Origin of the sequence: Shewanella sp. 11B5, from assembly GCF_002836795.1 — a bacterium.
GTDB classification, from domain to species: Bacteria; Pseudomonadota; Gammaproteobacteria; order Enterobacterales; family Shewanellaceae; genus Shewanella; species Shewanella frigidimarina.
The window spans coordinates 1-1,454 of record NZ_PJAP01000041.1; the positions used below are offsets into that span (position 1 = coordinate 1).

Genomic DNA, 1,454 nt, shown 5'->3' on the forward strand with positions numbered 1-1,454 from the left:
AAATGATGTTAATATAGTTAGACCACTAACTAGTTTGGTGGTTTTTTATTGTTGAATGAAAAATAAATTAACAATAAGCCGATTAGCCCGCACCCAGGAGGACATTATGTCAACGGACACGTCAAACGAAGAAAATCTCATTACCACTATGTTGAATACCGCTACACTAAAGCTGAAAGAGGCTTCACAATTATTTTGTTTATGTGCCCTTCTAAGCACCTATCTCTTTGTTATGTTGAAACCTAGCGGGATTCAAAATCACAAAGCGTTAGGAGGAAAATAATTCATGCATTACTTAACCTATGTCTCATTAGCAATATATTTCCTGGTAATGCTAGGCATTGGATTGTTCGCGTATAAACAATCAACAAGCGATGTATCGGGTTACATTTTGGGTGGCCGTAAAGTCAGCCCACAAGTCACCGCGCTGTCAGCAGGTGCCTCCGATATGAGTGGCTGGATGCTAATGGGCTTACCTGGGGCTATGTTCTTGGTTGGCTTTGAAACCATCTACATTGCATTAGGTCTATTAATTGGTGCATTGGTTAATTACCTTGTTGTAGCACCTAAATTAAGGGTCTATACCGAAGTTGCAGATAACTCCCTGACCATTCCTGAGTTTTTTGCTAAGCGCTTCCATGCACCTAACGGTCATGTGCGTATTATCGCAGCAGTTATCATTGTTATCTTCTTTACCTTATATACATCAGCCGGGCTTGTCGCTGGTGGAAAGTTATTTGTATCAGCATTTGATTTAAGTTATGAACTAGGGTTAATCGTCACCCTTGCTGTAGTAGTGTCTTATACCCTACTCGGTGGCTTCTTAGCCGTAAGTCTGACGGACTTTGTACAAGGCTGTATTATGTTTATTGCCTTAGTTTTAGTACCCGTGGTTGCGTATCAAGAGTTTAGTAGCGCAGACAAAATGATGGGCTTTGCTTATGAGTCTATTCCGCATTTTTCTGATGCGATGCAAAATGTCACTATGCTCGGGTTAATTTCCAGTCTTTCTTGGGGATTAGGTTATTTTGGCCAACCACATATTATTGTACGATTTATGGCTATCCGCTCAGTCTCGGATATCAAAACCGCACGAAGAATTGGCATGAGCTGGATGACAGTCACTATCGTTGGTGCGCTGGCTACAGGTCTAGTCGGTATTGCCTATGCCAACAAATTTGACATGAAAGTCAGTGATCCTGAAACCATCTTTATTATATTTTCAGAATTACTGTTTAATCCTTTAATCAGTGGTTTCTTGCTTGCAGCTATTTTAGCCGCGATTATGAGCACCATATCTTCACAGTTATTAGTATCGTCAAGCTCGCTAACTGAAGATATCTATCGGGTGATTTCAAAGAAAGAATCAACGGATAAAGAAATGGTTAAAATGGGCCGTTATGGTGTTGCTGGAGTTGCCATTGTGGCAAGTTTACTAGCACTGGATCGCTCTA

Annotated in this window: 1 protein-coding gene; it reads left to right on the plus strand. The window is 40.7% G+C overall.

What is annotated here, in order from left to right:
- Window positions 1–286: 286 nt before the first annotated feature.
- Window positions 287–1,454: sodium/proline symporter PutP (putP, locus tag CXF78_RS00345; RefSeq protein ID WP_102035668.1), on the plus strand; the 1,168-nt coding region annotated here is incomplete at its 3' end.